This is a genomic window from Bacillus sp. PS95, assembly GCF_037963565.1.
In the GTDB taxonomy this organism is placed as follows: domain Bacteria; phylum Bacillota; class Bacilli; order Bacillales; family Bacillaceae; genus Bacillus; species Bacillus subtilis.
This window is the reverse complement of sequence record NZ_CP150160.1, coordinates 3,597,228-3,617,317: the sequence shown is the minus strand read 5'-3', so window position 1 is coordinate 3,617,317 and position 20,090 is coordinate 3,597,228. Positions and strand designations below refer to the sequence as shown.

Annotated in this window: 18 protein-coding genes; 16 read left to right on the top strand and 2 right to left on the bottom strand. The window is 41.9% G+C overall.

Annotated features, from left to right (window positions below; translation table 11 throughout):
• The first annotated feature begins 97 nt into the window (after window positions 1-97).
• The 10 genes from tarQ to NSQ12_RS18795 all read left to right on the top strand — a co-directional run bounded on the left by tarQ (window position 98) and on the right by NSQ12_RS18795 (window position 12,501).
• Window positions 98-2,002, top strand: coding sequence for a (poly)ribitol-phosphate teichoic acid beta-D-glucosyltransferase TarQ (gene tarQ, locus NSQ12_RS18840; protein ID WP_198878460.1), 1,905 nt, complete (start codon window positions 98-100; stop codon window positions 2,000-2,002).
• 234 nt (window positions 2,003-2,236) lie between these two features.
• Window positions 2,237-2,896, top strand: a complete 660-nt coding sequence (locus tag NSQ12_RS18835; protein ID WP_003242561.1) for a sugar transferase — start codon at window positions 2,237-2,239, stop codon at window positions 2,894-2,896.
• A 55-nt stretch (window positions 2,897-2,951) separates the two neighbouring features.
• Entirely contained in the window at window positions 2,952-4,403 is a 1,452-nt protein-coding gene (locus tag NSQ12_RS18830; RefSeq protein ID WP_080530093.1) for an MOP flippase family protein, read from the top strand.
• The gene (locus tag NSQ12_RS18825; RefSeq protein ID WP_129137970.1) at window positions 4,400-5,569 is read left to right on the top strand and encodes a glycosyltransferase family 4 protein; all 1,170 of its coding nucleotides are present in this window, start codon (window positions 4,400-4,402) and stop codon (window positions 5,567-5,569) included. Before NSQ12_RS18830 ends, NSQ12_RS18825 begins: the two co-directional genes overlap by 4 nt.
• 61 nt (window positions 5,570-5,630) lie before the next feature.
• A complete protein-coding gene (gene tuaD, locus NSQ12_RS18820) occupies window positions 5,631-7,016 on the top strand; it encodes a UDP-glucose 6-dehydrogenase TuaD (protein WP_033884207.1) in 1,386 nt (461 codons plus the stop codon).
• A gap of 84 nt (window positions 7,017-7,100) precedes the next feature.
• Window positions 7,101-8,567, top strand: a complete 1,467-nt coding sequence (gene tuaE, locus NSQ12_RS18815; RefSeq protein WP_198878461.1) for a teichuronic acid biosynthesis protein TuaE — start codon at window positions 7,101-7,103, stop codon at window positions 8,565-8,567.
• 28 nt (window positions 8,568-8,595) lie between these two features.
• Entirely contained in the window at window positions 8,596-9,276 is a 681-nt protein-coding gene (locus tag NSQ12_RS18810) for a Wzz/FepE/Etk N-terminal domain-containing protein (RefSeq protein WP_017695313.1), read from the top strand.
• A gap of 23 nt (window positions 9,277-9,299) precedes the next feature.
• A complete protein-coding gene (locus NSQ12_RS18805) occupies window positions 9,300-10,058 on the top strand; it encodes a glycosyltransferase family 2 protein (protein ID WP_003242619.1) in 759 nt (252 codons plus the stop codon).
• A gap of 28 nt (window positions 10,059-10,086) precedes the next feature.
• Window positions 10,087-11,280, top strand: a complete 1,194-nt coding sequence (locus tag NSQ12_RS18800; RefSeq protein ID WP_198878547.1) for a glycosyltransferase family 1 protein — start codon at window positions 10,087-10,089, stop codon at window positions 11,278-11,280.
• Between the two features lie 144 nt (window positions 11,281-11,424).
• Window positions 11,425-12,501 carry an MraY family glycosyltransferase gene (locus NSQ12_RS18795; protein ID WP_003227975.1) on the top strand — a complete coding sequence of 359 codons (1,077 nt, stop codon included), beginning with the start codon at window positions 11,425-11,427 and terminating at the stop codon, window positions 12,499-12,501.
• Window positions 12,502-12,573: 72 nt separating this feature from the next.
• Here NSQ12_RS18795 and tagV read toward each other — a convergent pair whose 3' ends face one another.
• A complete protein-coding gene (tagV, locus tag NSQ12_RS18790) occupies window positions 12,574-13,749 on the bottom strand; it encodes a polyisoprenyl-teichoic acid--peptidoglycan teichoic acid transferase TagV (RefSeq protein ID WP_064671519.1) in 1,176 nt (391 codons plus the stop codon).
• Window positions 13,749-14,402, bottom strand: a complete 654-nt coding sequence (locus NSQ12_RS18785; protein ID WP_003227979.1) for a YigZ family protein — start codon at window positions 14,400-14,402, stop codon at window positions 13,749-13,751. The genes tagV and NSQ12_RS18785 overlap by 1 nt, the downstream gene beginning before the upstream one ends.
• Window positions 14,403-14,618: 216 nt before the next feature.
• Here NSQ12_RS18785 and degS point away from each other — a divergent pair, with 216 nt between their 5' ends.
• The 6 genes from degS (at window position 14,619) to comFC (ending at window position 20,030) form a co-directional block, all read left to right on the top strand.
• On the top strand, window positions 14,619-15,776 hold the full coding sequence (degS, locus tag NSQ12_RS18780) for a two-component sensor histidine kinase DegS (RefSeq protein WP_003227983.1): 1,158 nt from the start codon (window positions 14,619-14,621) through the stop codon (window positions 15,774-15,776).
• A gap of 82 nt (window positions 15,777-15,858) precedes the next feature.
• Window positions 15,859-16,548: a two-component system response regulator DegU gene (gene degU / locus NSQ12_RS18775; RefSeq protein WP_003219701.1), complete on the top strand. Its 690-nt coding sequence runs from the start codon at window positions 15,859-15,861 to the stop codon at window positions 16,546-16,548.
• A 97-nt stretch (window positions 16,549-16,645) separates the two neighbouring features.
• Window positions 16,646-17,491 carry a DegV family protein gene (locus NSQ12_RS18770; RefSeq protein WP_003244125.1) on the top strand — a complete coding sequence of 282 codons (846 nt, stop codon included), beginning with the start codon at window positions 16,646-16,648 and terminating at the stop codon, window positions 17,489-17,491.
• 105 nt (window positions 17,492-17,596) lie between these two features.
• The gene (gene comFA / locus NSQ12_RS18765; RefSeq protein WP_080529868.1) at window positions 17,597-18,988 is read left to right on the top strand and encodes an ATP-dependent helicase ComFA; all 1,392 of its coding nucleotides are present in this window, start codon (window positions 17,597-17,599) and stop codon (window positions 18,986-18,988) included.
• A gap of 59 nt (window positions 18,989-19,047) precedes the next feature.
• Entirely contained in the window at window positions 19,048-19,344 is a 297-nt protein-coding gene (comFB, locus tag NSQ12_RS18760) for a late competence protein ComFB (protein ID WP_015483764.1), read from the top strand.
• Window positions 19,308-20,030, top strand: a complete 723-nt coding sequence (gene comFC, locus NSQ12_RS18755) for a comF operon protein ComFC (protein ID WP_038429729.1) — start codon at window positions 19,308-19,310, stop codon at window positions 20,028-20,030. Before comFB ends, comFC begins: the two co-directional genes overlap by 37 nt.
• The last annotated feature ends 60 nt before the right edge of the window (window positions 20,031-20,090 follow it).

The following is a 20,090-nucleotide window of genomic DNA, read 5'->3' as shown; positions in this document are numbered from 1 at the left end:
ACAAAATTTAAGGTTAGGCCTATTCTTATTGACAGATGTTTTTGATATAATTATCAGGCAAAAATATAACCGATCCATTAGGGTAGTGAGGTAATCGATGAAAATAAGCATTGTTATCCCTGTATATAATTCAGAAGATCTTATTTCCGAATGTCTTGATAGCTTAGTTAACCAAACGATGCCAAAAGAGGATTATGAGATTATATGTGTCGATGATAAATCTACGGATTCATCTTTAGACATTTTGAATCGATATAAAAAGAAATATGACAATATTGTTGTTGTTGAAAGAACCGTAAATTCAGGCGGTCCAGGTGCGCCGCGGAATGATGCAATAAAAATTGCCAAAGGTGAATACATCCTGTTTGTTGATTCCGATGACTATCTAGGCAATGAAGCATTGTTAAGATGGTACAATTTCTCAAAAGAGAATGATTCAGATATTACTTTAGGTAAGTTAAAAGGGATAAACGGCCGAGGTGTTCCCAAATCAATGTTTAAGGAAACAAACCCAGATGTTGATTTGGTTGATTCCAAAATTGTTTTCACATTGGGACCCCAAAAACTGTTTAAAGCCTCACTTTTAAAAGAAAATCAAATCATCTTCCCTACTCACATAAAAGCAGCGGAAGATCAAGTCTTCACAATGAACGCTTATTTAAAAGCAAAGAAGATTTCTGTTTCAGCTGACTATGATTATTACTATCTGGTCAAAAGAGACGGTGAGCATATGAGTGTCGCTTATGTTCCCCCAGAGAACTTTTATGGAGCAATGGAAGATATTATCTCTGCTATCAAGGCTAGTGATCTGGAAGAAGCAAGAAAAACGAAACTGATGGCAGTATTTTTAAACAGGCATTTCGATTTTTCGCGGACAAAAAATGTCACAATAAAAATGAAGACAGATGAAGAAAGAGCTGAATGGTTTAAATATTTGTCCTCATTTATTCATGCAGTACCTGAAGAGGCTGACCAATTTGTCCTTCCGCATATCAAATTGCGGCTGCTGTTTATTCGGAATAATGATTTGCAGGGGTTAACCCAGTATGAGCGTGAAGAACAACACATTAAAAAGTTCTGTGTTGTAAATAACGGGGATTTAATTGCACGTTATCCGAGCTTAGAACGCTATCCAATTTCTGAAGAGTTATTAAAAGTAAATTATAAAAATAAGCTTGAACATTATCTGCAGAATATTGAATTTAGCGATCACAGCCTCAGCATTCAAGGAACCATTAAACACAAATTGTTGGATGATGAAACGAATCAAAATCAATCTCTGACAGGAGTATTTGTTCATCGCGATACAAAGGCGGAAAAATACATTGCGCCGGCTAAGTATGAAAATTCAACATTTACATTTGAGTGCAAGTTTGATGAACTGGCATCTGCAGAAGAAGATTTAGGCGTTTGGGATTTCTTTATTGAATCGTCAATAGATGGCTATAAATTAAGGGCGAGAATCGGAAACAAGCGTGCTGCGTATAAGTATTCAACAAACACGATGTATTTAGGGCATAATGCGTTGTTTGTCTTCAGTGCAAGACCATATTTCACAATGAACTACGATAATCTTTCGATTGATATAAAGAAACATGCCTATACAGAAGCAGAACTTTCATATGAAACTGAATCAAAAGATTTATCATTTATTTTTAAAGATAAGCAAATCTGTTTGCCAAATCATTCAAAAATGATTGTGAATACCGGACAGTCTGAAATCTCATTACCGGTAAAACGTATAGAGTTAGAGCCTAATTGCACAAAATTGACGGTAAACGTGCAGAGTTTGCTTGAACAGCTAGCTCATGTAAAGAAAGAGCGATTAATTGAATTTGCGATAAACACTTCTCAAAATAAAATCAGTGCAAAAGTGGATAACCAAGCAATTGTCCTGGACACAAGGAATGTGGAACGAAAATCCATGTTATTCTTTAGTAAAATGGTTGAGGTTCAATACAAGCTGTTAACCTCTAAATCAAAGTTTTATTTTCAATATTAAATGCTTCACAACGAAAAGAGACAAATCAGTAAAATGATTTGTCTCTTTTTTTAAACAATATGCTTAATTTTAAAAAAAAGTGTCTAAAACAATAAAAAGTTTACGGATAAATGTCAGAAAAAATAACAAATTCACACTTCTTAACATACCATTTACATCCAATTAACATCCGTCTGCTAAACTGACTGGCATAGGTCATCATAACATCCCAAACAAATCGTGAGGTGTGTGTCAGTGAGTGCAGAGAAAAGCATGAATGTGAGTCGTGAATTCTCAGTTCAGCAAATACATTCTTTTACATTATCTGAAAAGACGGCTCGTTATTTGGCAATAAAGCGCGTAATGGATATTTGGTTTGCGCTCATTGGGTTGGCGATTGCGCTGCCAATGATTGCGGTATTTTCAATTTTGATTTGTTTGGAGACGCCGGGACCTGCCATTTATACGCAGGAACGCGTAGGGAAAGGCGGGAAACCATTTAAGCTTTATAAGCTTCGTTCCATGAAAATAGATGCCGAGAAGTCTGGGGCGGTTTGGGCACAGAAGCAAGATCCGCGGGTGACAAGGATCGGAGCTTTTATCAGAAGAACGAGAATTGACGAGCTTCCTCAGCTGTTTAATGTGCTGAAAGGCGATATGAGTATGATTGGCCCTCGTCCGGAACGGCCCGTATTTACGGAAAAATTCCAGAATGAGATTCCAGGCTTTACACAGCGTCTGGCTGTTAAACCGGGATTGAGCGGCTGGGCTCAAGTGAACGGCGGTTACGATATGACGCCGAAGGAAAAGCTGATATTTGATTTATATTACATTCGCAATCTGACTTTCACTTTAGAATTAAAAATTATGTTAAAAACTTGTAAAGTAGTTTGGACGGGTGATGGTGCAAGATAAAACGGAATGCCATTATTCACCATCAATCTGAGCTTAAAAAGAAGTAGGGAATATGATGCCAAGTATTACAAAACAAATCATGAGCGGTGCAAAGTGGACAAGTATTTCAACCATGTGTATTACAATCATACAAATTGTTCAGTTTGCCCTGCTTGGAAATATGATGACCTTAACAGAATTTGGGCTTGTCGGCATGATCACAACGGTTACAGTTTTCGCCCAGATTGTGCTCGATATGGGTTTTGGAGCAGCATTAATTCAGAGAGACGACGCGACGGAGCGCCAGCTGTCAACATTGTATTGGCTTAACATTATGACGGGCGTTTTGCTGTTTGTTCTTTTATATGTGAGCAGTCCTGTCATTGCGGGATTTTATCAAAGAGAAGAGCTGGTGTTTCTGGTTCGGATTCTGGCGATTATGTTTTTGATCGCGCCAATTGGACAGCAATATCAGTATATGCTGCAAAAGCAGCTGCATTTTAATACGTTAAGCAAAATAGAGATTTTTTCAAATGTATTGTCATTCGGATATTTAGTGATAGCGGTTTTTATGATGGATGCGATTTTGGCGTACGTGATTTCTCAAGTCCTGCTGCAGTCCAGTAAAGGGATTTTATATTGGGCTGTATACCGAAAAAAGTGGCATCCTGCTTTTGTTTTTGATTTGAGAGGCATGAAGGATTTCTTTTCTTTTGGAGCCTTTCAGCTTTCATCCCGTCTTGTGAACAGGCTGGGAGCAAATATCGATATGATTTTGATCGGCCGGTTTATTGGTGCTGAAGCATTGGGGATTTATAACCTCGCTTATCAGATTGTCACCATTCCGGTTTTGAAGATCAATCCGATTGTCACACGGGTGGCATTCCCTGTTTTCGCAAAAAACAAATATGAAAACAGCGTGATCAGAGAAGGCTTTCTGAATATGACAAAAATGCTGGCGCTTGTTTCGTTTCCGCTGTTAATCGGGCTCGTGTCTGTGTCAGACGCCTTTATCACAGCGGTTTTCGGAGAAAAGTGGCTTGCTGCTGTTCCGATCCTAAATGTTCTGGCGATTGTCGGAATACTAAGAGTGCTTATGAATCCAAATGGATCTGTGTTGCTGGCTAAAGGAAGAGCTGACTTAGCGTTTTATTGGGATTCCGGCGTGCTGCTGCTGTACGGATTATCACTGTTTGCAGCTGTACAGACGGGAAGCCTGCTGACAGTCGCATGGGTATATGCCATTATCAGCGTTGTTAATTTCCTGATTGGGCGCTGGCTTTTGGCATATGTCATCAAGCTTAACCTTTCAGCTTATTTCCAGTCGATTATGAAGCCATTTCTGATTACTGCGGCGATGGGCATCATCGCGTTTGGTGTAAGCCTCAGTACCGAACACTTCAGTATGCAGGCAGAAATGCGGCTGGCCATTTCAGTTGCGGCCGGGGCGCTGTGCTATCTCTTTCTTTTGGTAAAAGCGTACCCTCAAACGAAAAGCAAACTACTAAGAAAAGGACGTTTGTCATGAAGATTTTGTGGATCACAAGCGTATATCCGAGCAGTATGAAACCCGGAGAGGGTGTGTTTCATGAGACACAGGTGCAAGAGCTGCAAAAACTCGGGCTTGATATCACTGTGATATGCCCACGGCCTTTTCATTCAGCGCCTGTCCGCATGCTGAAAAAGACATATCGAAAAAAGGATGCCAGACCGGAGTATGAGGTTAGAAAGGGGATACCGGTTTACCGGCCTTTCTATCGGGCAGTTCCCGGCCAGCTGAAGTGGGCGCAGCCTCATCGGAGAATCGCATCAGCCGTTTTAAAAACCATGAAACAGCGCGGCCTATATCCGGATCTGATCCATGCTCATTTTGCCATGCCATCGGGCGGGGCTGCGGCAGTCGTGTCAGAGTCAGCGCAAATTCCTTATGTCCTGACCTTGCATGGCAGTGATGTGAATGTCTATCCGCATTACAGCAAAGGAGCGTTTAAAGCCTTCAAGCGTGCCGTAGGTTCTGCGTCAGTTGTTTTAGCAGTCAGCCACAAGCTTCAGGAAGAAGCCAAAAAGCTTTCGGGCTTTGACAGCTCGGTTTTGCCAATTGGCATACAGCTCAGCCGTTTTCAGGAGAATGAGGAGACGAAAGAGGAAATCAGAGAAAGACTCGGACTCCCGCTTGATCAGCGTCTGGCTGTCTATGTCGGCCGGCTGGTCAGAGAGAAAGGCATTTTTGAACTGTCTGAAGCGATCGAATCGCTGCAGGACCCACCTCAGGCAGTCTTTGTCGGGGATGGTCCCGCAAAATCGACGCTGACGCAGAAGGGGCATATCGTCACAGGCCAAGTGCCGAATCATCATGTAAGAGACTATTTACTTGCGGCAGATCTATTCGTGCTTCCTTCTTACAGTGAGGGGATGCCGACTGTTGTGATTGAGGCGCTGGCGCTAAGGGTTCCTGTTATCTGTACGGATGTTGGCGGAGTGTCGTCTTTGTTCGGAAAGCACCAACATCTGCTGATTAAACCGAAATCCGCTCAAGCCTTGGCGGAAGCGATCACTCGGTACGAACATGAGCAAATATGGAAGCCGGAAGTAGCAGATGACTTATATGAAACCGTGCAGGCTCAATTTGACGCAGGAAAAAACGCCAAGGCCTTGCATCATCAGTATCAGACGGTCACGAAAACGTCCGTTTAATCGTAAGAAACTGCGACCAATATAAATAGGAAGATCATTTTACAGGAGAGGGATGAGCGCTGTGAAAAAAATAGCTGTAATTGGAACAGGTTATGTAGGACTCGTATCAGGCACTTGCTTTGCGGAGATCGGCAATAAAGTTGTTTGCTGTGATATCGATGAATCAAAAATCAGAAGTCTGAAAAATGGGGTAATCCCAATCTATGAACCAGGGCTTGCAGACTTAGTTGAAAAAAATGTGCTAGATCAGCGCCTGACCTTTACGAACGATATCCCGTCCGCCATTCGGGCCTCAGATATTATTTATATTGCAGTCGGAACGCCTATGTCCAAAACAGGTGAAGCTGATTTAACGTACGTCAAAGCGGCGGCGAAAACAATCGGTGAGCATCTTAACGGCTACAAAGTGATCGTAAATAAAAGCACAGTCCCGGTTGGAACAGGGAAACTGGTGCAATCTATCGTTCAAAAAGCCTCAAAGGGGAGATACTCATTTGATGTTGTATCTAACCCTGAATTCCTTCGGGAAGGGTCAGCGATTCATGACACGATGAATATGGAGCGTGCCGTGATTGGTTCAACAAGTCATAAAGCCGCTGCCATCATTGAGGAACTTCATCAGCCATTCCATGCTCCTGTCATTAAAACAAACCTAGAAAGTGCAGAAATGATTAAGTACGCCGCGAATGCATTTCTGGCGACAAAGATTTCCTTTATCAACGATATTGCAAACATTTGTGAGCGAGTCGGCGCAGACGTCTCAAAAGTTGCTGATGGTGTTGGTCTTGACAGCCGTATCGGCAGAAAGTTCCTTAAAGCGGGTATTGGATTCGGCGGTTCATGTTTTCCAAAGGATACAACCGCGTTGCTTCAAATCGCAAAATCGGCAGGCTATCCATTCAAGCTCATCGAAGCTGTCATTGAAACGAACGAAAAGCAGCGTGTTCATATTGTAGATAAACTTTTGACTGTTATGGGAAGCGTCAAAGGGAGAACCATTTCAGTCCTGGGATTAGCCTTCAAACCGAATACGAACGATGTGAGATCCGCTCCAGCGCTTGATATTATTCCAATGCTGCAGCAGCTGGGCGCCCATGTAAAAGCATACGATCCGATTGCTATTCCTGAAGCTTCAGCGATCCTTGGCGAACAGGTCGAGTATTACACAGATGTGTATGCTGCGATTGAAGACACTGATGCATGCCTGATTTTAACGGATTGGCCGGAAGTGAAAGAAATGGAGCTTGTAAAAGTGAAAAGTCTCTTAAAACAGCCAGTCATCATCGACGGCAGAAATTTATTTTCACTTGAAGAGATGCAGGCAGCCGGATACATTTATCACTCTATCGGCCGTCCCGCTGTTCGGGGAACGGAACCCTCTGACAAGTATTTTCCGGGTTTGCCGCTTGAAGAATTGGCTAAAGACTTGGGAAGCGTCAATTTATAAAAAGAAAAAGTGTTACTTGGTTGAAGCTGCCGGCTGCTAGGCTCGGCCGCCGGCTCCTGAAACATCAGGAAAGGGGTTAAACATGTGAGTATCAAACGATCAGCGGTCCATACGCTAGCGTTACTGGCCGCTGCTATATTTGGAGTCGTCCTATTGCTGGGAGCCATCCATAAAGATATAGGTTTCATGCAGATGGCTGCTGTGCTTGCGGTGTTGGCAATTGGCCTGTTTTTACTGACGCTTGCAACCGCATTTACAACAAAAGAACGGCTCTTTATGGCTGTAATCTATATTTTGATCGCCTGCACTTTTTTAAATAATGCATTTTTCGCTATTCATCTTGGATTTTTCAGTTTGTTCCTTTACCGGCTTCTGCTCATTGCAGCGGGTTGCCTTCATATTTTCGGCATGGTTCGGAATCGAACCCATATTGAAAGATGGCATGGGCTGCAAGTAAAAGGGATATTGCTCTTTTTCGCCTTTTGGTTTATATATGGCCTTGTTTCTCTGCTGTGGGCCAAGTCGGTAACAGTTGGCCTCAAGTATTTAGCCTTATTGGCAATGGGAATTTTCTTCATTTATCTTATTGTCATGTACGTGCAAAAAATGGAGCGGCTGATGATTATTTATGCCATTTGGCTGGTGATGACGGTATTTCTGATGATCATTGGTTTTTACAATCATATCACCCACCATCATCTTCCGAGTTCCACATTGTACAGCGGACCGGAGTATAAGCAGCATTATCCGACATCGGTCTTTTTTAATCAAAATGACTTTGCGACCTTTTTATCCATCAGCTTCTTTTTTTACATCACGATGATGAAAAACATTAAGAATGGATACATCAAGGCAATTGGCCTTGTGCTCTCGCTCTGTGCGTTGTATTTAATTTTTGCCACTGGTTCAAGAGCCAGCCTTCTGGGGATTTTTGCAGGTATTGCTGTCTACATCTTCATTGTATTGCCGCCTGTTTTAAAGAAAATGGCTATATGGCTGTCGGCGGCGGGAATTGCTCTTTTCGCAGTTCTTTTCGCCAGCAAAATCTATTCAAAGTTTTGGGAGCTGTTTCTGGCCCCGCAGACGCTGCATTCATTTCATGACAGGCTTCCATCAAATGTGGCTCGGGCAAATCTGCTGAAAAACGCTTGGCATTTTTTCCTTGATTCATACGGATTCGGAGTCGGAGCAGGAAATGTATCCTATTATCTTGAGCATTATGCTGTATATGATACTGACAATGTGGCAGAGGTGCATAACTGGCTTGTTGAAATTCTGGCTAATTTTGGCTTGTTCATCATGCTGGGATATCTGTCCATTTATGCCTACCTCATATGGGTGTTTTACAAGTTTTATGAAAGAAAATTAGAAAATCAGTCAAAACTGATCACAGAAGGACTTATTACCGCTATGGTCAGTTTCCTGGTATCAAGTATCAGCCCAAGCTCTGTTTCAAATTTATTTTTCCATTGGGTGTTTATGGCGCTCGTCATCGCAGCCGTGAATGTGTTAAGGCGATCCAGACAAATGCCTGAGCCGATGTACAGATAAACAGACTACAAAAAGCAGGGAGACTTATATGAACGATATATTGATAAGAATAGCCCGTCGCATAAAAAAAAATATCATTTGGATCATAGCGGTGCCAATTATATTAGGTGCGGCGGGGTATATCCTGCCGTCACAGATCGCTGATCAAAAGAGCTATACAGCTGAAGATACTTTGGCTGTGGGGAGCTATGATCATCCGGTTTATAACAGCACAGAAGAGATTCCGCTTCTGCTAAAGAGCGACTCTTTTTTGAAGGAGGCGCTTCCTGATGAAAAGGATGAAGATGTAGCAGAGATCAAAGAGAAGCTTACAATCAAAACGGAATCCAAATCGTTACTGACTTTAAGCTATAGTGACGAGGATAAGGATAGAACGGAATCTGTCTTAAACGCCATATCCTCCACCTTCCTCAAAAACGATCAAAAGCTGTATGCAGAAAGAGAAGCCGTCATCCGCAGCAGCATAGACGCGCTTGAAGGCGAGTCGGTGAGCGAGGATTCCAAAGTGGATAAAGAGAGATTTTTATATGAACTCAAAAACACACAGCTTAACCTGAAAGCGGCAAGTGTTACTGATTCCGAAACCGTAAGTGAGACAGCAGGCGGCGGTATGTCTCCGAAAAAGAAAGCAGTTCTCGGCGTTATGATTGGCCTTACGATTGCCTTTATGTTCGTTGTCATTCCTGAATTTTTCAGAGAATCCTTTTAAAATCATACGATGGAGATGTGATCATGACCAATTGGAAACCTCTCGTATCTGTCATTACACCTTCCTATAATGCGCGTGACTATATTGAAGACACGGTTCATTCGGTATTAGATCAGAGCCATCCTCATTGGGAAATGATTATCGTGGATGATTGCTCAACGGATGGGACCCGCGACATTTTACAGCAGTATGAAAAAATAGACGAAAGAATTCATGTGGTGTATCTGGAAGAGAACTCCGGAGCTGCGGTTGCTCGCAACAAAGCGTTGGAACGCGCTCAAGGGCGCTACGTAGCATTTTTGGACAGTGATGACAAATGGAAAAAAGACAAACTGGAAAAGCAGCTTGAGTTTATGATGGAGCGCTCCTGTGCGTTCTCTTTCACGGGCTACAGCTTAATGGCGCAGGACGGGACCCCACTCGATAAATTTATTCATGCGCCGGAAAGCCTGACGTACGATGACGCCCTGAAAAATACAATTATCGGCTGCTTGACGGTGATGATTGACAGGGAGCAAACGGGACAGATCCAAATGCCGAATATTAGAACGAGACAGGACTTAGCTACATGGCTGTCTCTTTTAAAAAAAGGATTTACTGCCTATGGAATGAATGAATGCCTGGCTGAATATCGGCTTGTCAATAACTCAATTTCCAGCAACAAATGGAAGGCTGCGAAAAAAACGTGGTTTGTCTACAGGGAGATCGAACGGCTTCATTTTATGAAAGCAACATGGTGTTTTGTTCAATATGCAAAAAACGCGGTGAAAAAAAGATTATAGCCGCAAACAGAGAGAAAAGGTGATGAAGGTGGAAACAAAAGAAGCAATCATTCATGTCATCGTTGCCACTGCTGAATGGGGAAAAGACCAATTGAGATACAGAAGGCACCGGCTGGCAGAATTTTTAGCTGCTCAGGAGGAAACGAAGGAAGTTATTTGGGTATGTCCGGCTCCGCGTGCCCAAGGGAAAGAGTTTCAAGAAGTCCATTCTGGCATCAGGCAATTCGCTGTCAAAGACCTGCTGCAGAAAAAAATGTTTCGTTTCGGACGATATACAGATGTCTTTTACAGACATAAGCTCTCCCCATTACTCGATGAGCTTACATCTGCTTCTGCAAACGGTGAACGCTGCTGTTTATGGTACACGTTTCCCGGATTCCCGCTGCTGTCTTCGCTGTATTCTTGGGATCAGGTCATTTATGACTGCAGTGACCTATGGGCTGCGCCGATCAGCGGCCGATCAAATCTGCTGTCTGAATTCCGGCGAAAAGTCATTAAATCGGCAGAGCTGAGAATTATACAACGAGCAGATTCAATAACCTGTTCATCAGATTATCTTCACAAGGAAGTAGACAAAAAACTGACTGCAGGACGAGAAAAGGTTCATACTGTGGAAAACGGTGTGGAGTATGAGCTGTTTTCTGCAACTAAACAAGCTCCCGATCGCAGTATACTGCAGGGGAGAGAAGGAACAGTGTTAGGTTTTATTGGCGGGATTAAACCGAAGCTCGATTTTAAAATGATTAAAGCCGCCGCCCTGCAAAAGCCTGATTGGACATTTTTATGGGTTGGCCCGGATGCCACCAATGGTGACGTTTCGTTTCAAGAGCTGCTGAGGCTTCCCAATGTCATATGGACCGGTCCGGCAGATCCAAAAGAAGTGCCTCATTATATGGAGCTTATCGACATTGGCATCATGCCATATAAACAATCACCGTATAATCAAGCTGTGTTTCCGCTGAAACTATTTGAATTTTTAGCGGCAGGAAAACCTGTCGTCGGCTCTAATCTCCCGTCAACCTCAAAAATGCAAAAGCCGTATGTATACGAATATGTAGAGGGCGATCATCCGATTGATTTTATAGCCGCTTGTGAAAAAGTTCTCGGTCAAAACGGAGACGAGACCTATAAAGAAATGCGCCGAAACATCGCTCGCACACAAGATTGGAATTGCTTATTTAGACAAATTATGAAGTATACAGGGATTCAAAAACATGCGTAGTCCTATAAATTGGGATGCGCGTTTTTTGATTATACGTGTTTCTTTTTGATGAAGCTTGTTATAATAACTAAGGAGAAGGTATAATGGAAGGAACGGTTCTCTATATAAATAAAGACTTCATTTAATTCCAAAGGAGACTTCTTTATGCTTGACGAACGCATGATTCGCATTGTTGTTGCGTTTATTGTCTCGCTGCTGACAGTTTTAATCATAACCCCAATCGTAAAAAGGATTGCGATTAAAATAGGTGCAGTTGACCAGCCCAGCAATCGAAAAGTACATGACAAAATCATGCCCCGCATGGGCGGGCTGGCCATATTTATCGGGGTGGTTGCAGGCGTGCTTGCATCCGGTATTTACACAGAAACAAGGATGACGGCAATTACAGTCGGAGCATTCATCATTATTGTGTTAGGTATTCTTGACGATAAATATCAATTAAGTGCAAAAGTTAAGTTTTTGATTCAATTAGGTGTAGCCATTATGATTGTAAGCACTGGCTTAAAAATGGACTTTTTCTCAGTACCTTTTTTAACAGAACGATTTGAGTTAGGATGGATGGCTTATCCGCTGACGGTATTATGGATTGTCGGCATCACGAACGCAATTAACCTGATTGATGGATTGGATGGCCTTGCTGCCGGTCTTTCTGTTATCGGCCTGTCAACGATTGCTGTCATGGCGCTATCCGGCGGAAAAGTGCTCATTCTGTCACTCTCATTAGTCGTTATTGCCAGCACGCTGGGGTTTTTGTTTTACAACTTCCATCCGGCAAAAATCTTTATGGGAGATACGGGATCACTTTTTTTAGGGTATAGTATTTCGATTCTTTCATTATTAGGCCTGTATAAAAGTGTCACATTGTTCAGTATCGTTATCCCGATTATCATATTAGGCGTCCCGATTTTTGATACAACTTTTGCTATCATCAGGAGAATATTAAACAAACAGCCGATTTCAGCGCCTGATAAGTCGCATATTCACCATAGACTGATGGCCTTTGGCCTTTCACATCGGATGTCGGTCTTAGTTATTTATTTAATTGGATTTATTTTCAGTATCAGTGCGATTGTACTTAAAAGTGCCACAATTTGGCTTTCTTTGTTTATTATCTTCATTTTAATTATTTTTATGCAAATCATAGCAGAAGTGACAGGACTCGTGAATGAAAAATTTAAGCCGTTTACAAAGTTTTATAAACGGCTGGTGAAAAGGAATTAAAAATTCCGGCTTATGTGCCGGAGTTTTTTTCTGCGCAAAAATGCCCGATCCTCTAAAAGGACCGGGCATTTTTTAATAGGATGAATCAGTTGTTGAATTCGTTGTACTGTTGTTTGAGCTTGTGCTGCTGTCATTCGAATAGCTGTTTCCGCTCGTCGTCCCGTCAGTTGTTGTGCCAGTGCTGCCAGAACTGCTTGAGCTGTCAGTCCCGTCTGTTGCACTTCCGGTACCGGAAGTGCCAGTGCTTGTATCAGGAGTATAATCTAAATGCTCTTGAAGCGTTTTTCTGACTTTCTCGAGATTTGTAGCATCAGGTTCAAAGTAATATGTGTTGTTAGGCCCTAAATACAAATCAGAACCTGTAATGCTCAATGTGTCGATTTTTTTGCTGGTAAAGCCGCTGTAAATCTGCTGAAGTGCTAAACCTTCAGTAATGCGAATATTGGTTTCAACGTTTTCGCTGGCTTTTTCTGCGATTTTATCAATTTTAGCAATGTTGCTTGCACTTGACATGCGGTCAATCAGCGCGTTTAAGATTTGTTTTTGTCTGTCATTACGGCCAAAGTCTCCGCGTTTATCCTGTTTTCTCATCCGGGCATATGCTAAGGCTTCTTCGCCGTTCAAATGCATCTCGCCTTTTTTGAAGTAAATCCGTTTGCTTTCGTCTACATCACTTTTTTCATCGAAATCGAAAGGCACGTCAACATCAATACCGCCGACTTCATTAATCACATCTTTAAATCCGTCAAAATCAACTGTGACATATTTATCAATCGGGATTTGCAAGAAGTTTTCAACAGTTTCAACTGTCTCATCTTTACCGCCTTTGCTGTAAGCGGCATTGATCTTCGTCTTGCTTCCCGTTGTGTCACCAGCTAATTGCACACGTGTGTCACGCGGAATGCTCAGCATTTTCATGGTTTTATTTTTGGGATCCAGGGTAACAACAATAAGAGAGTCTGATCTCCCTTTTTGTCCTTTAGTCGCGTAATCCTCTATTCCCATAAATAAAATAGAAAATGGTTTTTTCTTCATGTCTACAACTTCGTTGCGAAGATTTGATTTATTCCCGCGGGATAGGGCATCGTACGATTCATCCGCAGCGTTAATGGTTTTATAAAGTTTATACCCGCCAAGTCCTACAACTACCAATAGTGCAAGGGCGAACAATAACATAATTCTTTTTAAAATTTTCCTGCGTTTGCTCTTTTTCTTTTTTCGCACACGCACTCTAACGCGTTCAGCCATTATTCAGTCTCCTTTATGTGATTGACGGCTTTTTCAAGATACGTCAACTCTCCCTCTTTAATATCACTCTTTCCATTTGTCAGTTCTGTCATCCATTCAGAAAAAGCGTTTGTTTCTTTTTCTTCGACGTATGTTTCGAATTCAACATTTTCTGAATAATGGATTTCCTTTAACAGAAATTGTGACTCCCTTAATTCATTTTCAATCTTGCCAAGCCATGTGTAATCTGCAGAAGTATGCATGATTCGCATAAGCTTCCGTTCTACAACACCTATATGATTTAATCCTTCAGACACTGATTTCCCATAAGCGCGAATTAATCCGCCAGCACCAAGCTTAATGCCTCCGAAGTAGCGTGTAACGACGGCGCAAGTATCCTTCAGCCTGCGTTTTTTTAAAACCTCGAGCATCGGCACTCCCGCTGTACCGCTTGGTTCCCCGTCATCATTGGCTTTTTGGATATGATCATTCTCGCCAATAACATAAGCCGAGCAATTATGAGTCGCATTCCAGTGCTGTTTCTTTATTTTCTGTATAAATTCCTGTGCCTCTTGTTCGGTAGAAACACGGCTTAAATGACAGATAAAACGCGATTTTTCTATAACAATCTCGTGTTCTCCTGCTTCTTTCACAGTAAAATAGCTGTGCAGCATGCTAGCTGACCCTCCTGCTAAGCATAAAAGACTGCCTATACAAATTCGTACAGTCTTTAGAATTTTTGTGCGTATTTTGGTATCATAAAGAGTAGATAGTATATAAAAATGTTTTTTTCTAGAATATACGCATTCTTTCATTATAATTCGACATAATTTGCAGATCAATTACATTTATAATAAAAATATATGACAACGCCGTGACGGAGGGAAATTATGAATAAAACAAAGATGGATTCCAAAGTGCTGGATTCTATTTTGATGAAGATGCTGAAAACCGTTGACGGGAGCAAGGACGAGGTTTTTCAAATCGGGGAGCAGTCACGCCAGCAGTATGAACAGCTGGTCGAAGAACTGAAACAAATTAAACAGCAGGTGTATGAAGTGATTGAGCTTGGCGATAAACTTGAAGTGCAAACTCGCCATGCGAGAAACCGTTTATCCGAGGTCAGCCGTAATTTTCATAGATTCAGTGAAGAGGAAATCCGCAATGCTTATGAAAAAGCCCATAAGCTGCAGGTAGAATTGACGATGATCCAGCAGCGTGAGAAGCAATTGCGCGAACGGCGGGACGATTTGGAGCGCAGATTGCTAGGGCTTCAGGAAATCATTGAGCGGTCAGAATCATTAGTAAGCCAAATTACAGTTGTGCTCAACTACTTGAATCAGGATTTGCGCGAAGTTGGACTGCTTCTTGCTGATGCTCAGGCAAAACAGGATTTCGGCTTAAGAATCATTGAGGCGCAGGAAGAAGAGCGAAAAAGAGTCTCAAGAGAAATCCATGACGGACCCGCTCAAATGCTGGCGAATGTTATGATGAGATCGGAATTAATCGAGCGGATTTTCCGTGACCGGGGCGCAGAGGACGGATTCCAAGAAATTAAAAATCTACGCCAAAATGTTCGGAATGCCCTTTACGAAGTGAGAAGGATTATATATGATTTAAGACCGATGGCCCTTGATGACCTAGGCCTGATTCCAACTTTAAGAAAATATCTATATACAACCGAGGAATATAACGGGAAGGTCAAAATACATTTTCAGTGCATTGGAGAAACAGAGGATCAGAGGCTAGCGCCTCAGTTTGAGGTTGCGCTCTTCAGGCTCGCACAGGAAGCTGTGTCTAATGCGCTAAAGCATTCTGAATCTGAAGAAATTACAGTCAAAGTTGAGATCACAAAGGATTTTGTGATTTTAATGATAAAAGATAACGGTAAAGGGTTCGACCTGAAGGAAGCGAAAGAGAAGAAAAACAAATCATTCGGCTTGCTGGGCATGAAAGAAAGAGTAGATTTATTGGAAGGAACGATGACAATAGATTCGAAAATAGGTCTTGGGACATTTATTATGATTAAGGTTCCGTTATCTCTTTGACTATGATTTGTAAAATAGAGCCAAAAGGCATATTGACCGAATGCTAGAGTATATAGAACAATAATACAAGGAGGCGTGGCTTGTGACTAAAGTAAACATTGTTATTATCGACGACCATCAGTTATTTCGTGAAGGTGTTAAACGGATATTGGATTTTGAACCTACCTTTGAAGTGGTAGCCGAAGGTGATGACGGGGACGAAGCGGCTCGTATTGTTGAGCACTATCATCCTGATGTTGTGATCATGGATATCAATATGCCAAACGTAAATGGTGTGGAAGCTACAAAACAGCTTGTAGAGCTGTATCCTGAATCTAAAGTAATTATTCTATCAATTCACGATGACGAAAATTATGTAACACATGCCCTGAAAACAGGTGCAAGAGGTTATCTGCTGAAAGAGATGGATGCTGATACATTAATTGAAGCGGTTAAAGTAGTGGCTGAGGGCGGATCTTACCTCCATCCGAAGGTTACTCACAACCTCGTTAACGAATTCCGCCGCCTTGCAACAAGCGGAGTTTCTGCACACCCTCAACATGAGGTTTACCCTGAAATCCGCAGACCATTACATATTTTAACTAGGCGGGAATGTGAAGTGCTGCAGATGCTTGCAGACGGAAAAAGCAACCGCGGTATTGGTGAATCATTGTTTATCAGTGAGAAAACCGTTAAAAACCATGTCAGCAATATTTTACAAAAAATGAATGTAAACGACCGGACGCAAGCCGTTGTGGTCGCCATTAAAAATGGCTGGGTAGAAATGAGATAGTATAATAGGAGACTTGCCTTTTACTAGGCAGGTCTTTTTTTAGGCTGCCGTTTCCCTTACAATAGAGTTATAAAGCAATAAGGCAGGTATCGAAGCTATGAATATTGCAGTCGTAACAGACAGCACGGCATATATTCCGAAAGAAATGCGTGAACAACATCAGATACATATGATCCCTCTCCAGGTTGTTTTTAGGGAGGAGACTTACCGTGAAGAAATTGAGTTGGACTGGAAAAGCTTTTATGAAGAAGTGAAAAAACATAATGAGCTCCCGACGACTTCTCAGCCGCCAATCGGCGAGCTGGTTGCGTTGTATGAAGAGCTTGGCAAGTCTTATGATGCGGTTATCAGTATCCATCTTTCCAGCGGGATCAGCGGAACATTCAGCAGTGCAGCAGCGGCTGATTCGATGGTCGACAATATTGATGTGTATCCATTTGACTCAGAGATCAGCTGCTTGGCTCAAGGCTTTTATGCCCTTAAAGCTGCTGAATTAATCAAAAACGGAGCATCATCGCCGGAAGATATTATAAAAGAACTGGAAGAAATGAAAAAAACAGTTCGAGCTTATTTTATGGTAGATGACTTAGCCCATCTTCAGCGCGGCGGGCGATTAAGCAGCGCCCAAGCCTTCATTGGTAGTCTTCTAAAGGTAAAGCCTATCCTTCATTTTGACAATAAGGTAATTGTGCCTTTTGAGAAGATTCGCACACGTAAAAAAGCAATTTCGCGAATTTATGAGCTTTTAGACGAAGATGCGAGTAAAGGGTTGCCTATGCGAGCTGCTGTTATCCACGCTAATCGAGAGGAAGAAGCAGCGAAAATCATTGAAGAGCTTTCTGCAAAATATCCTCATGTTGAATTTTATAACAGCTATTTTGGCGCGGTAATCGGCACTCATTTGGGTGAAGGTGCGTTAGGAATTTGCTGGTGTTTTAAATAAGGCCAAATCTCCGTTTTTAGAGCGGAGATTTTTTTATATTCTTATTTTAATAGTTGGACAGAAAATATTCATTCAGGCATACTGTTTCGAAAGGAGGCGTGCTATGTGAATGTGCCAGTTGAAAAAAACGGTTCCTTTTCAAAAGAATTGCAGCAGACGCTTCGAAGCCGTCATTTGCTCAGGACTGAGCTCTCATTTTCCGATGAGATGATTGAATGGCATATCAAGAATGGATATATCACTGCTGAAAATTCTATATCCATAAATAAACGGAGATATAGATGTAATAGGTGCGGACAAACTGATCAGCGGTATTTTTCTTTTTATCACTCATCTGGAAAGAATAAGCTGTATTGCCGTTCCTGTGTCATGATGGGCAGAGTGAGTGAGGAGGTTCCTTTATATTCATGGAAAGAGGAAAATGAATCAAACTGGAAGTCTATTAAGCTGACATGGGATGGCAAGCTTTCAAGCGGACAGCAAAAAGCCGCCAATGTTTTAATTGAAGCAATATCAAAAAAAGAAGAGCTCCTCATCTGGGCGGTTTGCGGCGCTGGCAAAACAGAAATGCTGTTTCCTGGTATAGAATCAGCGTTAAATCAAGGACTGCGTGTATGTATTGCAACACCTCGCACCGATGTTGTATTAGAGCTTGCTCCAAGACTCAAGGCTGCCTTTCAGGGTGCTGACATTTCAGCGCTTTACGGAGGAAGCGATGACAAAGGGCGGCTATCTCCGCTTATGATTTCCACTACGCATCAGCTTTTGCGATATAAAGATGCAATCGATGTTATGATCATTGATGAAGTTGACGCTTTTCCATATTCTGCTGATCAAACCCTTCAATTCGCTGTTCAAAAAGCAAGAAAGAAAAACAGCACCCTCGTTTATTTAAGTGCAACACCTCCTAAAGAATTAAAAAGAAAAGCACTGAACGGACAGTTACATTCAGTTCGCATCCCCGCAAGACACCACCGGAAACCTTTACCCGAACCGCGCTTTGTATGGTGTGGAAACTGGAAGAAGAAATTAAACCGAAATAAAATTCCGCCAGCGGTGAAAAGATGGATAGAGTTTCATATAAAAGAAGGGAGGCCTGTTTTTTTATTCGTTCCTTCCGTTTCTATTCTGGAAAAGGCTGCTGCGTGCTTTAGAGGTGTTCATTGCCGAACCGCATCTGTGCACGCGGAAGACAAGCATAGAAAGGAGAAAGTGCAGCAATTCAGAGATGGTCAGCTCGATTTATTAATCACAACAACAATACTGGAAAGAGGCGTCACAGTCCCCAAGGTGCAAACGGGTGTACTAGGAGCGGAATCATCTATCTTTACGGAAAGCGCACTTGTTCAAATTGCAGGAAGAACCGGCCGGCATAAAGAATATGCGGACGGCGATGTCATTTACTTTCACTTCGGCAAAACAAAGAGTATGCTCGATGCAAGAAAGCATATAAAAGAAATGAATGAATTGGCAGCAAAAGTTGAATGTACAGACTAGCCATTATTTGAAAACGTGGTACAGTATACTCATATAACCGATGATGAGGAGCTGTAAAAATGCTTGTCAATTCAAAAGAAATCGTAATGAAAGAACTGCTCGACCGATATATGGACCAGCTTCATATGGCCTGTACTTGCCAAGTATGCCAAAACGATGTATTGGCACTTTCTTTAAACAAAGTGAGTCCATCCTACGTTACTGATCTTAAAAAGATCGCATATACGAAAGCTGAGCTGGTAGATAAACAAAAAAACACAGCAATGCTTGTCATTTTGGCTGAATCTGCTGCAGTAGTTTCAGAGAGTCCAAGCGATTTATGTCAAACGAAGCAGGAGGAGGCATTCATAAACTGATCTGTTTATTATGTGATTCGCAATTTTCTCAAGATGTTACATGGAGAGCCCTTTTTTTACTAAAGCCTGATGAAAAGGTTTGTTATTCTTGCAGAAGCAAATTAAAGAAAATCACAGGACATATCTGCCCCCTGTGCGGCAGACCTCAATCTGTTCATGCCGTATGCAGGGATTGCGAGGTGTGGAGAACAAGGATCAGAGACAGTTTGCTATTGCGTCAAAACCGTTCAGTTTACACATATAATGATATGATGAAAGAAGCGCTCTCCCGTTTTAAATTTAGAGGAGATGCAGAAATCATAAATGCATTTAAAAGTGATTTTTCTTCAACCTTTTCTAAGGCTTACCCCGATAAGCATTTTGTTCTTGTACCTATTCCGCTGAGCAAGGAACGGGAAGAAGAGCGCGGTTTTAACCAGGCACAGCTCTTGGCAGAATGTTTAGACCGGCCTTCCCACTATCCCCTCATTCGCCTGAATAATGAGAAGCAGTCAAAGAAAAAGAAAACAGAACGCCTGCTGTCAGAGCGCATTTTTGATACAAAAAATAATTCAGCAGCAGGTATGAATATCATTTTAATAGACGATCTTTATACAACAGGCGCCACCTTGCACTTCGCAGCCCGCTGCTTATTAGAAAAAGGAAAAGCCGCTTCAGTGTCATCTTTTACCTTGATCAGAAGCTAAATGATTCTGTTTTTATGCCGATATAATCACTAGAAATTGACACAGGCATATTATCTAATA